Raw genomic sequence first — 13,428 nt, forward strand, 5'->3', positions numbered from 1 at the left:
TCTACTGCGTTAATACGCTAATGTATACCAAATAGGTATCGGCTAGTGACCCTCAGGTCGGCGCTACCGCGACCCAGACGTGAACCTCGCGGAGCGGCCGGTCGGCGCCGTCGGGGTACAGCCGATAGGTCAGCCGGAGCGGGTCTCCGGGTCGCCTCGGCGTGACCGTGTGCTCGACGAGCGAGCGGTCGCCCGGTTCGACGGACACGCCGAAGCGAGCGACTTCCCACCGGCGGGTGACGCGGACGGTGTCCCCCTCGACGGCAGCGCGCTCGAGGTGGCCGACGACGGTTCCGTCGAACGAGTCCGGCCCCGAGACCCCGACGCCGACCGTCACGTCGGCCGGTCGACCGACCGTCAGGTTCGTCGGATGCGCGCCGGCGACCCGCTCGCCGTCGACCTCCCCGACGACGAACAGCTCGGTCGTCTCCGCGGTCGAGGTGGCCTCCTCGGCGACGACGCCCGCCGCGCCGACCGCGGCCACGAGCACGACGACGGTGAGCGCCGCCCCTGCGACCCCGTCACCGACGGCGACGGACCGCAACCGCGTTCCCACGGCTCCGGGCGTCACCGTCACACGAGCAGCGGCCGGAACGCGTGCTCGACGGAATCGTGCGACTGCCGCCGCGACGACCGTGAACGCGACCAGTCCGACGGCGACGGGCTCCCTGGCGAACCCCCAGACGGTGAAATCGAGGGCGCCCGCGACCGCGCCGACCGCGACGACGCTCCCGCCGACGCTCAGCGCGAGCCGCGACGTCCAGAAGACGCGGCGTTCATCCCAGGGCGTCGTCTCGCCTGCCCGTGGGAAGACGGCGGCGACCAGCGCGTACCCGGGGACGAGCAGGACGAACGGGACGCCGACGACCAACCCGACGAGCGGCGGGACACCGGGGACCAGCGCGACCGCGAGGGCACCCAGCGCGACCACACCACTCGCCCAGAGGTCGGCGTTCCCCGTTCGCTCCTGCGAACTCTCTGACACGGGACGTACTCCGGCGGCGACTACCAAAAGTAGAGAGGGTCCTGCGCCGTCCCGAACCCGCGATCGAGCGGGTCGGCTCCGGGGAACACGAATCCGGTCGGGCGGCCACGTCGGTCGGGTGCCGCCCGGACCACGTCGTTACTCCTCGGCCGGTTCGTCGGCGTCGGGGCCGCCGGGGCCGGGCGAGCCGGCGCCGGTCTGGAAGACGAACTCGTGTTCCTCCTCGGTCTCGAAGTTGCCGAGCCCGTCGCCCAGGTACTGGGCGTAGCGGGTGAGTTCCTCGGCGCGCGAGGAGACCTCGTTGAGCTCGGCGGCCTGTTCCTCGGCGGCACCGGCGACGTTCTCGCTCTCGGACATCGTGTCCTCGGCGAGGTCGGCGGCCTGCTCGATCATGCCTGCGACCTCGCGGATGCTGTCCAGCGAGTCCCCGAAGTCGACGTTGGGGTTGTCGGCGGCGAAGTCCTCGAGCTGGGCGGCGACGCCGTCCATCTCCTCGGAGATGTTCTGCAGACGCTCCTTCTGGTCGTAGGCGTCGTCGGAGATCCGCTGGATGGAGTCGGCGACCTGTTCGCTGGCGTCGCGGACCGTCTCGGCGCTCTGCTGGACCGACTCACCGCTCTCCTCAACCTCGCTCGCGAAGGTCTTGAGCTGGCCGGTCGTCATCTCCAGCTCGGTCAGCATCTCGTTGAAGTCCTCGGCGATCTGGTCCATCGCCTCGTTCTCGCCCTCGGGTTCCATCCGCTGGGTGAGGTCGCCGCGGGCGCAGGCCTGCATGATCTCGGAGTACTCCTCGGCCCGGTCCTGCAGGTAGTTCGACAGCTCCATGGCCTCGGCGCGGGAGACCTCCGCCTCCTTCCGGGCGCGTTCGGCCTCGTCGATCTGCTCGCGCAAGGAGTCACGCATCGACGCGAACCCGCCGTAGAGCTGGCCGATGCTGTCGATGCGGCCCGACTCGATGTCGACGTCGAGGTTGCCCTCCTCCATCTCCTGAGCCTTGCCCTTCAGGCGGTCGATCGACGAGGAGGTGTTGTAGCCGAGCGCGGCGCCGATGACCAGCATCACGAGCACGGCCCCGGCGGTCGCGAACAGCCCGAGCTGCTGGACCTGCTGGACGTCACCGAAGAGCACGTCCGTCGGCGCGTGGACGAGGACCGCCCAGTCCTCGGTGTTCCCGGGGACGAGGACGGGCCCGTAGCCGACCGCGTACTCCTCGCTCATGACCTGGTCGTTCGTCTGGCTGGGGGCGACGTCGCTGGGGTTCTCGGACAGCGACAGCGCGGCGTCGATGGTGTTCTGGTCGCCGTACGTCGTGAGCGTCGCGTCCGCATCCATATCCGGATCGCTCGCCCGCTCGTCGATCAGGACGGCCCCGCTCCCGTTGACGACCGCGGTGAAGCCGCCCTCGGCACGGTCGGTCCCCTGGAGGTTGCCCGCGATGTCGCTCGTGGACACCTCGACGAGCAGGACCCGCTCGGTCGTGCCGTTGACGAGGCTCGCGAAGCCGACGACGGGGACGCCGTTGGGCGTCTGGTAGACGCTGGAGACCTGCACCTGGTTCGTCTCGGTGAAGCTCCGCTCGGTGACCCAGTCGCGGACCGTCCCGTCGACCTCCGAGCCGGGCGCGACGTTCTGGCTGGCGACGAACGTGGTCGCTCCGGTACCGCCCTGGATCAGATGCATCGCGCTCACGTCGCTCGGCATCTGGCTCGATTGGCGACTCCGTAGCGTCTGAGACATCGCGGCCCCGTCGGACCCCCTGTACGCGGGGTCACCGGAGGCCAGCCGCGTCGAGAGGCGGTTGCTCTCCAGCCACTGCTCGACCAGGTTCGACTCCTGGGTCGCGAGCCCGCGGTACTCGCTCTCGACTTGGTCGCGCGTGTGGTCGACGAACTGCTGGGTACCCACGAGCCCGACCGCGCCGATAGCCAGCCCCATCACCAGCAGCACGATGAGGAACTTCAGCGCGAAGCGTTTCCTGACGAAGTCCGGAACGACCGTCCGGACGGCGCCCATGGCCCCACCGCCACCGTCACCGTCGTCGCTACTCATATGCCCTGCCTCCGTTCTGTCGTCGGTCGATGCCCCGCGTTCGAGTCACTGCCATCCCGAGCACCACGCCCGGAACGCTGACTCGACCTGTCGGCTGTGCCCCAGTTGCCCATGGAAATCCATGTCCGACTATGTCATATATAGCTTTGGAGTACTAGGTGACATCTCGGCCAACTCATGCACGTATCCAGCCGGCTCGACGTCGTGTCGGACGCACCCGGGGCGAGGCCGTGTCCGACTGCCGGCGTCCGCGCGCCGCGGATCCCCGCGGATTTATGCCGAGTCCCCTCCCAGCGACGGGTATGACAGATCTCGTGACCGTCGGCGAGTCGATGCTCAGGCTCTCGCCACCGGACCATCAACGGCTCGAAGCGATGGACGAACTCGACGTCCACGTCGCCGGCGCCGAGAGCAACGTCGCGATCGCCGCCGAGCGACTCGGTCTCGACGCCGCCTGGGTGTCGAAACTCCCCGACTCCCCGCTCGGTCGCCGGGTGACCAGCGCGCTGGGCACCCACGGCGTCGACGCCGACGTGGTCTGGGACGACGAGGCCCGGATGGGCACTTACTACGTCGAGATGGCCGGCAAGCCCCGCGGGACGAACGTCATCTACGACCGCGCCGATTCGGCGGTCACCACCGCCACCGCCGAGGAGCTCGCGACCGACCGGATCGCCGAGGCCGACGCCTTCTACACCTCCGGTATCACGCCCGCGCTCTCCGAGACGCTGCTGGAGACGACCGCGGGCCTCCTCGAACTCGCCGGCGACGAGGACACGACGACCGTCTTCGACGTGAACTACCGGTCGAAGCTCTGGTCGCACGCCGAGGCCCGCGACACGCTGGAGGAACTGTTCCCCGACATCGACGTGCTGGTCGTCGCCGCCCGTGACGCCCGGGACGTCCTCGACCGCGAGGGCGACGCCGAGGCCATCGCCCGCGGCCTCGCCGACGAGTTCGACTTCGAGCTGACGCTCGTCACCCGCGGCGGCGAGGGGTCGCTCGCGCTCCAGGAGGGCGAGGTGTACGAACAGGGCGTCTTCGAGGCCGAGGAGTACGACACCGTCGGCACCGGCGACGCGTTCGTCGGCGGCTTCCTCGCTTCGTGGCTCGACGGCGAGTCGGTCCCCGACGCCCTGGAGTACGGCGCCGCGGCGGCGTCGCTCAAGCGGACGATCCCCGGCGACATCGCGCTCGTGACGCCCGAAGAGGTCGACCGCGTCGTCGAATCGGGCGAGCAGGGCGGCATCTCGCGGTAGCGTCGTCGGTCCCGGTGCGACCGTCGGGGTCGGGGAGCGGCCGAAACCGAAACTAGGTTATGCCAGCGCGGGTGCTGTCGTGAAAGAACGGGGGACCCCGGGCGTCACACCCGGCGGCGCTCGACACACGTAGCAATGAACTCCAGGATACGAGTCGACTGGCGGGCGAGCGTCAGCCTCACCGGCAGCGTCGTCAAGTGGCTCGCGGTGCCGATGCTGTTCCCGGTCGCGCTCGCGCTGTACTACGGGCGGGGTATCGAGGCGTTTCTCGTCACCGTCCCGCTGGCTCTCGTCGTCGGGTACTCGCTGGAGCGGCTCCACGACGACCCCGGCGAGGCGCTGGGCGCCCGCGAGGGGTTCCTGATGGTCGCGCTCACGTGGCTGCTCGTCAGCCTCGTCGGCGCCGTCCCCTATCTCGCGGAGGGATGGTTGACTGCCTACGGGTCGGCCTCGACGCTGAAGTGGCCGGTCGACGCCCTATTCGAGTCGATGAGCGGGTTCACCACCACCGGGTCGACCGTGATGGGAACGATCTCCTTCGAGAGTCACTCCCGGGCCCTGCTGATGTGGCGCCAGCTCTCCCAGTGGCTCGGCGGCATGGGCATCGTCGTCCTCGCCATCGCCATCCTCCCCGAACTCTCGGTCGGCGGCGCCCAGCTGATGGACGCCGAGGCACCCGGGCCGGGCATCGAGAAGCTCACCCCGCGGATCGCCGAGACGGCCCGCACCCTCTGGGGACTGTACCTCGGGCTGACCGCTCTGGAGATCCTGGGGCTGTATCTCTTCCACCGGCTCGGGATGGCGCCCGAGATGACCCCGTACAACGCCGTCGCCCACGGCTTCACGACGATGCCGACCGGAGGGTTCTCGCCCGAAGCCATGTCGATCGAGGCCTTCTCGGCGGTGGTCCAGTGGTTCGTCGTCCCGTTCATGATCGCCGCGGGGACGAACTTCGCGCTGTTCTGGCACTGCTGGAACCGCGACTTGCGGACCGTGGTCGGGGACGTGGAGTTCGGTTCGTACCTCGGGATCATCGGCGTGCTGTCGGCGCTGGTCGCCGGGCTCCTCTTCACCGGTCCGGGCCACGACGCCCTCGTGGGCGCCCTCGAACCGTCGGTCCGCCACGCGGTCTTCCAGGTCGTCTCCATCGTGACTACGACCGGGTACGCGAGCATGGACTTCACGCTCTGGGGAGAAAACGCCAAGTACGTCCTCCTGTTCGCCATGTTCGTCGGCGGTTCGGCGGGCAGCACCGGCGGTTCGATCAAGGTCATCCGCTGGGTCGTGATCGTCAAGTCGCTGTCCCGGGAGCTGTTCACCACGATCCACCCCGAGGCCGTCCAGCCCGTCCGCCTCGGCGACACCGCTATCGACGAGGGCACCATCCGCGGCGTCTACGCCTTCACACTGTTGTATCTCGTCATCTTCGGCGTCGCGGCCGTCATCGTCGTCGTCGTCGGCCACACCGAGGTGTCGCTCTCGGCGTTCGAGGCCACCAGCGCCGTCGCCGCGACGCTGGGCAACGTCGGCCCGGGCGTCGGCGCCGTCGGCCCGATGGCCAACTTCGAGGGGTTTCCTGTCGTTTCGAAACTGCTGATGGTCTTCCTGATGTGGATCGGCCGCCTGGAGGTCTTCCCCGTGCTCGTCCTGCTCACGCGGGCGTACTGGCGGTCGTAGCATCGGGCGGCGTCTCGTCCCTGGGGGCTACACGAGGTCGTCGGCGACGACCGGCGATAAAGAACGGTAGACAAACCCTATATCCCTCCCGCGGGAAGCCGTTCACATGAACCGAACGCTCACGCTCGCGGGGGTATCGATCTGAGATGCGCAGCGCGAAGATAGTGTGTACGCTGGGACCGGCCAGCGACTCCGAGGAGACCATCGAAGCGCTCGCGAAGGCCGGCATGTCCGTCGCGCGGATGAACGCGAGTCACGGGACGCCCGAACACAGGCGGGATCTGGTCGACCGCATCCGAACGGTCGACCGGCGGACCGACCGCCCGGTCGCCGCGATGCTCGACCTGCCGGGCCCGGAGGTTCGAACGGCCCCGATCCCGGAGGAGATCGCCCTCGAGAGTGGAACGACGGTCCGGTTCGTCGAAGGCGACGAGGCGACGCCCGAGGAGATCGGCGTCTCTCACGACATCTCCGCGGTCGAACCGGGCGACGTGGTCCTGCTGGACGACGGGCGCATCGAGACGACGGTCGACGCCGTCGACGACGGCGTCGTGACCGCGACGGTCGAGAACGGCGGCGACCTGGGCGCGCGCAAGGGCGTCAACGTCCCCGGCGTGGATCTCGATCTCCCGGTCATCACCGACCAGGACCGGAAGGAGCTGCAGGTGGCCGCCGACAAGGAGGTCGACTTCGTCGCGGCGAGTTTCGTCCGCGACGGCGACGACGTCTACGAGATCACCGACGCGCTGGACGAACTCGACGCGGACATCCCGGTCATCGCGAAGATCGAGCGGGAGGTCGCCGTCGAGAACCTCGACGGGATCATCGACGCCGCCTACGGCGTCATGGTCGCCCGGGGGGATCTGGGCGTGGAGTGCCCGCTGGAGGACGTGCCGATGATCCAGAAACGGATCATCCGGACGTGCCACGAGGAGGGCGTCCCCGTCATCACGGCGACGGAGATGCTCGACTCGATGGTGACGGCGCGCCGGCCCACGCGAGCGGAAGCGTCGGACGTGGCCAACGCCGTCCTCGACGGCACGGACGCGGTGATGCTGTCGGGCGAGACGGCCATCGGTGACCACCCGGTCCGAGTGGTCGAGACGATGGACCGGATCGTCCGCGACGTGGAAGAGTCGCCGGAGTACGCCGAGAACCGCGAGCAGCGCGTGCCGAACGCCGACGAGACACAGACCGACGCGCTCGCGCGCTCGGCTCGGTTCCTCGCGCGAGACATCGACGCGGCGGCCATCGTCGCGGCGAGCGAGTCCGGCTACACCGCGCTGAAAGCGGCGAAGTTCCGGCCTTCGATCCCGATCGTAGCTTCGACGCCCAGCGAGGAGATCCGCCGCCGACTCGCGCTGTCGTGGGGGATCATCCCGCAGAGTTCGCCCTACACCGCCGACGGCGCCGACGCGGTCATCAACGACGCCGTCCAGTCGGCGCTGGACACGGGCGCGGCCGACAGCGGCGACACTGTCGTCGTCCTCTCGGGGATGATGACCGAACTCGAAGGGGTGAACACGGCGAACATGCTGAAAGCACACGTCGCCTCGGAGACGATCGCGTCGGGCCGCTCGGTCGTCGAGGGACTGGTCTCGGGCGAGCTACACTGGACCGAGACCGGTGACCTCGCGGAGGTTCCGGAGGGCGGGATCCTGGCGGTACCCGAGGACTTCGACGGGGAGTTCACCGGCGACGTCGAGAAGCTCGGCGGTGTGATCGACCGCCACGGCGGCATGACAAGTTACGCGGCGATCGTCGCCCGAGAGCTCGACGTGCCGATGATATCCAACGCGTCGCTGCCCCGCGAGGTCGACTCGGGGACCGTCGTGACGCTGGACGCCGAGCGCGGTATCGTCTACGACGAGGCGATCCAGAGCCGCACGCGCGAACGCGGCACTGCACGAGATCGCTGAGCCAGCGCGAGACGACCGTGGCGACCGTCGGCGACCGACGCGACCGTCGGCGACCGACGCGCGCGGACTCGCGTCTCTTCGGCCGAGCCGTCCGCGAGCGCGTTCGGCCCGCCGGGCGAAAGGGTACTCGGTGGCGGGTGAATATGTGCAGTTAAGTAGCGGAGGGTACACCGATAAGGTACCATGGCCACCTACGCAGGGGTCGACCTCGGCGCGACGAACATCCGCGCCGTCGTGGGGGACGAGACGGGGCGGGTCGTCGCGTCGCGACGCACGGGGACGCCGCAGGGACCGAACGGCATCACGGTCACAGAGGCGGTCCTCGACGCGCTTCGTGGCGCCGCCGACGAGGCCGACGTCGACCCGACGCGGATCGCTGCGGTCGGAATCGGCTCTATCGGCCCGCTCGACCTCGCCGAGGGGGCGATCGACAACCCCGCGAACCTCCCCGATACGATCGACCGGATCCCGCTGACGGGTCCCGTCGGCGAACTCGTCGACAGCGACGATATCTACCTGCACAACGACACCACGGCGGGCGTCATCGGCGAGCGCTTCTACTCCGACCGCAACCCCGACGACATGATCTACCTCACTATCTCTAGCGGCATCGGCGCGGGCGTCTGCGTCGACGGCGACGTCGTCGGCGGCTGGGACGGCAACGCCGGCGAGGTCGGGCACATGACCGTCGACCCGCAGGGGTTCATGACCTGCGGCTGCGGCATCGACGGCCACTGGGAAGCCTACTGCTCGGGCAACAACATCTTCCGCTACGCTCAGGAGCTACACGACGAGGACCCCGTCGAGACGTCGATGCCGATGGAGAGCGCCGATTTCACCTCGGCGGACGTGTTCGCCCACGCCGAAGAGGGCGACGAGTTCGCCGGGTACGTCTTGGACCAGGTGACCCAGTGGAACGTCGTCGCCACGGCGAACATGATCCACGCCTTCGCCCCGCTGGTCATCTACGTCGGCGGCGCCGTCACCCTCAACAACCCCGAGCGCACCCTCGACCCGATCCGCGAGCGCCTCGACGAAGTGGTGTTCGGGAACGTCCCCGACGTGCAACTCACCACGCTCGGCGACGACGTGGTCGTCAAGGGCGCCCTGGCGAGTGCGATGACCGCGGGCACCGGCGACCGCTCGCGGGTTCGGTAGCGATAACTCCGGTCAGACGCGGTGAACCGGCCGTTCAACTCGTTTTGAGAAGCGATCACGGTTCGTCGCCAGTAGGTGAAGTATCCGCAGTGTCCGGGTGTAGCGCGGAGACCACGCTCCCGACGAACCCGAGCCCGGCGAGGACGACCCCGGCGTGCGGGAACGGAGTCGCATCGAGACCGTAGACCTGCAACCAGTTCCCGAACAGGACGAGAGCGATACCGAAGAGGAGGGCGTCTCGTGACAGTGACATGATCTAACCGGGCCGAGAGAAGTAACATAAGTTTTACCGATCCCGGTGGGGGGGAATACTCCTGTCCGACACTCGTTCTCCCGAGCCGCTCACCCGCGCAGGTCGTACAGCCGACGGAACGCCGTCGGCGAGAAGCGGAGTTCGACGCGGCTCGGCGGGCGGCCCTGTTCGTTGGTGGTCTCCGACTGGACGCGTTCGACGACGCCGACCTCGGCCATCTCGTAGAGGTAGCGCTTGACGGTGCCCGGCGAGAGGTCCACGGCGGGGACGGCGCCGATCGCCTCGGTCGTCGCGGTGACCGAGGCCCGGTCTTCGGGGTCCAGATCGACCAGTTCCCGGAGGACGAGCTGTTTGTTCGCCGGGAGCGCGAGCACGCGCCCGAGCGAGACGGACTCGCGGGGGACTTCCTCGACCGCGGCGGTCACGTCCGCTTCGGTGAGCCGGGTCCGTCCGTCCTCGGTGGCGCGGACGGCGGCGACGAACAGCGCGGCCATCGCGTCGTGGGCGTTGCCGTCGGCCCACTCGGCGATCCGGCGGGCGAGTTCGTGGTCGAGGCCCTGGCGGGCCACCCCGAGCGAGGCGCGGGTCATCAGCAGGTCGACGAGCGTCTCGCGGCGGTAGCGGTCGACGCGGATCTCGGCCGCGGTGTAGTCGGTCAACGGCACGTCCTCGGGGTCGCGGCGGCCGACGGCGAGCCAGCTGACGTTGCTCGGGAGGCCGGCGAACAGCTCGACCAGCTGTTCGTCTCCGGTGCCCTCGGACTCGCAGACGTGGTCGACGACGACGACGACGCCGGTGCGCGACCCACCGAGCAAGTCGTGGAGCCGCTCGCGCAGGTCGGCGGTGGAGATGCCGTGGTCGGGGACCGACTCCTCGACGAGCGCGTCGAGGACCGCGTGATAGAAGGCGAACTCGCTGGTCGTCTCGCGCAGGTCGACGTAGGCGAACGCGGGCGAGGTGGGCGTCGCCGCGCGCGTGCTCGTGTGGATGATCGACCTGGTCTCCGTCGAGAGGGTGTCGAGGTGGGAGAACAGGGCGGTCACGACGGCGGATTTGCCGGCGCCGAAGGGGCCGGAGACGTAGGCGTTGCCCGGGAGGTTCCCGTCGAAGACGGGGTCGAGGTGGTCGAGCAGCCGTTCGAGGGTCGGGCCGCGGTCCGAAGGTTCGTCGACGTGAGCGACGGGCGACAGCGACTCGTAGTCCTCGACGAGGCGGCGGCCGTCGGTCCGGCGCTGTCGTCGTTTGATGCGCGCGTCGATGTCCATGGGAGTCCAGTCGAACGGTTGTGAATCAGTTCCGTCTCGGGATATAAATCACTCGTATTAGGCCCGGTCGTCCCGGGCCGGTCGAGCGAGTCGTGGCCGCTCAGAGGTACCCCGCGCTGGGCAACACGCCGACGATCGCGAGGACGCCGACGGCGAGCATCGCGAGGGCGATAGCCATCGCGGGCGGGTCGACGTGGGTGTCGGAGTGAGCGTAGAAGATCCGCTGGGTGACCTCGCCGAGTAGTCCGCTGACGGCGCCGAAGACGCCGGCTGCGAGCAGCGCGACGACGCCCCCGGCGACGGGGTCGACGACGACTGCCCCGACCGAACCCAGCAGCGTGATGTGGTGGGTCACGGGAATCTTCTCGACGCCGAGGTTCAGGAACAGCAGGCTCATCGCCGAGATGGCGTAGCCGAGGAAGATGCTGCCGGTCTGGAGCCAGATGTAGCCGCCCAGGATCCCGCCGACGAGACCGATGGCGGTGACGCCGGACCACTTGTACTGGTGGGGGAGCCACGGCTCGGTCGCCAGCCGACCGGCGTGTTCCTCCGGGACCTCGCCACCGTCGGAGCGGAACTCCGACGAAGGGTCGCTCTCCTCGCTCGCGACCCCACCGTCGGCGGCCACGCGGGGCTCCTCGCGCTCGAAGGGGGACATGTCGAGCAGACTCCCGCCCGCGGAGCGCCCGACGATCGGGTAGCCGAAGACGATGCGGGCGAGGAAGGCGCTGGCGACGACTGTCAGCGCGATGGAGTCGGTGACACCCGTCCCGCCGACGACGAGGATCGCCGCGAAGAACTGGTTGAGGAGCGCGCCGACGATGCCGAAGACGGCGCCGACCGCGAGGATGTCCGGCTTGGTGCCGAACGCGTAGAGGATGTTCTTCCCGAAGTGGTAGTCCCAGCCCTCGGGTTCCATCTCGGGGTACTTCTTGCCGGCGTAGGCGGTGGCCGCGACGCCGCCCGCGAACGCGATGTGCGGGCCGGTGATGGCGCCGAAGCCGATGACACCGGTCACGCCGGTCGCGAGCTCACCCGGCCCGACCGCCGGGACCGCTCCGCCGACCTGCCGTTCGAGGATCAAGAGGCCCTCACCGAGGAAGACGACGAAGCCGGTGAAGATGAACGCCGGCAGCGCCCCGAGCGCCGCGCCGAAGGCGCCGCCGGCGAGGGCGGTGATGAGCAGGAGCGCGAACTGCTCCCACTCCATGCCGATGAGCGGCACCTGGAGGACCGTATCGTACATGGGTCACTCCTCCCGGGCCCAGTCGAGCGAGCGCTCGACGGCGTCGTCCCAGCGGCCGTACATCCGGTCGGCCTCGCTCGCGTCCATCTCGGGTTCGAACTCGCGGTCGATCTGCCAGTTGTCCCGCAGTTCGTCGACGGAGTCCCAGTAGCCGACGGCGAGGCCCGCGGCGTAGGCCGACCCGAGCGCGGTCGTCTCGTCGACTTCCGGGCGGGCGATCTCGGTCTGGATGATGTCCGACTGGAGCTGACAGAGGAAGTTGTTCTTGACCGCGCCGCCGTCGACCCGCAGGCTCGTCGTCTCGACGCCCGAATCGGCCTCCATCGCTTCGGCGATGTCGCGGGTCTGGTAAGCGATCGATTCGAGGGTCGCCCGGACGATGTGTTCCTTCCGGGTGCCGCGGGTCATCCCGACGATGGTGCCGCGCGCGCGGCCGTCCCAGTGGGGCGCGCCGAGTCCGGTGAAGGCCGGGACCATGTAGACGCCGTCTGTCGACTCGACGGAGCGGGCCAGCTCGGCGGTCTGGGCGGCGTTGTTGATCAGGTCGACGTCTTCGAGCCACTCGATGGCGGCGCCGGTGATGAAGATCGATCCTTCGAGCGCGTACTGGACGGGTTCGCCCGACAGCTGGAAGCCGATGGTCGTCAGCAGGCCGTGTTCGGAGGCGACGGCCTCGTCGCCGGTGTTCATCAGGTAGAACGACCCGGTTCCGTAGGTGTTCTTGGCGTCGCCGGCGTCGAAGCAGGTCTGACCGAAGAGTGCGGCCTGTTGGTCGCCCAGCGCTCCGGCGACGGGGACCTCGGCGCCGAGGAAACCGTCGGCGTCGGTCGAGCCGTAGGTCGCCTCGTCGGACGAGGGCCGGACTTCGGGGAGCATCGACTCGGGGACGCCGAACTCCTCCAGGAGTTCGGGGTCCCAGTTGAGCCCCTCGATGTCGTAGAGCATGGTCCGCGAGGCGTTGGTCACGTCGGTGATGTGCTCGCCGGTGAGGTTGTAGATGAGCCAGGTGTCGATGGTGCCCATCCGGAGTTCGCCGGCCTCCGCGCGGTCGCGGACGCTCTCGCCGCGAGAGCTCTGGAGCTTCAGCGGTTCGGCGTTCTCGAGGATCCACTCGGTCTTCGTGGCGGCGAAGTAGGCGTCGGCTTCCAGCCCCGTCTTCTCGCGGATCCACTCGACCTTGTCCTCTTCCTCGAGCTGCTCGACGCGGTCGGTGGTACGGCGGTCCTGCCAGACGATCGCGTTGTGGACCGGCTTGCCCGTCTCGGCGTCCCAGACGACCGTCGTCTCCCGCTGGTTGGTGATCCCCAGCGCCTCTAGCTGGGTCGCGTCCAGCCCGCCGTCGCGCAGCCCCCGCGTGACGACTTCCTGCGTGTTCTCCCAGATCTCGATGGGGTCGTGCTCGACCCACCCCGGCTCGGGGTAGATCTGCTCGTGCTGTTCGTATGCGTTCGCGACGACCTGGCCCTCGTGGTCGAACACCATGAAGCGGGTGCCGGTCGTCCCCTGATCTATCGCGCCGATGTACGTGTCTGCCATTGTCTGTCTCCGTGTGTGGCGGATATTTACTTCGAATGCCGCCCTGTCGATAAACAACATACGGAATCATTATAAATGTTA

Annotated in this window: 10 protein-coding genes; 4 read left to right on the top strand and 6 right to left on the bottom strand. The window is 68.8% G+C overall.

The annotated features are described in order from the left end of the window. Window positions 1-52: 52 nt before the first annotated feature. Both I7X12_RS19395 and I7X12_RS19400 read right to left on the bottom strand, forming a co-directional pair. Window positions 53-985, bottom strand: a complete 933-nt coding sequence (locus I7X12_RS19395; RefSeq protein ID WP_198061653.1) for a DUF1616 domain-containing protein — start codon at window positions 983-985, stop codon at window positions 53-55. A 138-nt stretch (window positions 986-1,123) separates the two neighbouring features. Then, window positions 1,124-3,034 (bottom strand): HAMP domain-containing protein, encoded by a 1,911-nt coding sequence (locus I7X12_RS19400; protein ID WP_198061654.1) that lies wholly within the window; start codon window positions 3,032-3,034, stop codon window positions 1,124-1,126. Window positions 3,035-3,336: 302 nt separating this feature from the next. Here I7X12_RS19400 and kdgK1 point away from each other — a divergent pair, with 302 nt between their 5' ends. From kdgK1 to I7X12_RS19420, 4 genes are all read left to right on the top strand, one after another. Beyond that, window positions 3,337-4,293, top strand: a complete 957-nt coding sequence (kdgK1, locus tag I7X12_RS19405; RefSeq protein WP_198061655.1) for a bifunctional 2-dehydro-3-deoxygluconokinase/2-dehydro-3-deoxygalactonokinase — start codon at window positions 3,337-3,339, stop codon at window positions 4,291-4,293. Between the two features lie 135 nt (window positions 4,294-4,428). Continuing rightward, entirely contained in the window at window positions 4,429-5,970 is a 1,542-nt protein-coding gene (locus I7X12_RS19410) for a TrkH family potassium uptake protein (RefSeq protein ID WP_198061656.1), read from the top strand. 146 nt (window positions 5,971-6,116) lie between these two features. Then, complete coding sequence (pyk, locus tag I7X12_RS19415) at window positions 6,117-7,889, top strand: pyruvate kinase (RefSeq protein WP_198061657.1); 1,773 nt, start codon at window positions 6,117-6,119, stop codon at window positions 7,887-7,889. Between the two features lie 183 nt (window positions 7,890-8,072). Then, a complete protein-coding gene (locus I7X12_RS19420) occupies window positions 8,073-9,047 on the top strand; it encodes an ROK family protein (RefSeq protein ID WP_198061658.1) in 975 nt (324 codons plus the stop codon). Window positions 9,048-9,102: 55 nt separating this feature from the next. On the opposite strand, the gene I7X12_RS19425 is transcribed toward I7X12_RS19420, so the two are convergent. From I7X12_RS19425 to glpK, 4 genes are all read right to left on the bottom strand, one after another. Next, the gene (locus tag I7X12_RS19425) at window positions 9,103-9,300 is read right to left on the bottom strand and encodes a hypothetical protein (protein ID WP_198061659.1); all 198 of its coding nucleotides are present in this window, start codon (window positions 9,298-9,300) and stop codon (window positions 9,103-9,105) included. 89 nt (window positions 9,301-9,389) lie between these two features. Next, the gene (locus I7X12_RS19430) at window positions 9,390-10,565 is read right to left on the bottom strand and encodes a Cdc6/Cdc18 family protein (RefSeq protein WP_198061660.1); all 1,176 of its coding nucleotides are present in this window, start codon (window positions 10,563-10,565) and stop codon (window positions 9,390-9,392) included. 100 nt (window positions 10,566-10,665) lie between these two features. After that, the gene (locus I7X12_RS19435; protein ID WP_198061661.1) at window positions 10,666-11,811 is read right to left on the bottom strand and encodes a hypothetical protein; all 1,146 of its coding nucleotides are present in this window, start codon (window positions 11,809-11,811) and stop codon (window positions 10,666-10,668) included. 3 nt (window positions 11,812-11,814) lie between these two features. Continuing rightward, window positions 11,815-13,347, bottom strand: coding sequence for a glycerol kinase GlpK (glpK, locus tag I7X12_RS19440; protein WP_198061662.1), 1,533 nt, complete (start codon window positions 13,345-13,347; stop codon window positions 11,815-11,817). Window positions 13,348-13,428: the final 81 nt, after the last annotated feature.

It is taken from the genome of Halosimplex litoreum, assembly GCF_016065055.1.
Taxonomy (GTDB): Archaea; Halobacteriota; Halobacteria; order Halobacteriales; family Haloarculaceae; genus Halosimplex; species Halosimplex litoreum.